Below are 231 nucleotides of genomic sequence, written 5' to 3' on the forward strand. Positions count from 1 at the left end.
GGACGACCGAGTGGTCGTGGGTCACCTGCACGAGCTCGTTGCGCAGGAAGCCGTAGACGCGGCTGTCGCCGACGTTGAAGACCACGAATCCCGGTTCGGCGCCCGCCAGGTCGAGCACCGCGCCTGTCACCGTGGTCCCCGCGCCGAGCGGCAGGTCGGCCGCGAGCGTGTCGATGTCGCCCGCGGCGAGCCCGAGAGCCTCGCGGACCACCGCCTCGTCGACGTCGTCGC

1 pseudogene is annotated in these 231 nt (G+C 72.7%); it reads right to left on the bottom strand.

Annotated features, from left to right (window positions below):
- Positions 1 to 211 (bottom strand): annotated as a pseudogene (locus FJ658_RS15315) (serine/threonine-protein phosphatase); the annotation flags it as partial.
- Positions 212 to 231: the final 20 nt, after the last annotated feature.

The organism is Schumannella sp. 10F1B-5-1, from assembly GCF_006517535.1.
GTDB lineage: Bacteria > Actinomycetota > Actinomycetes > Actinomycetales > Microbacteriaceae > Schumannella.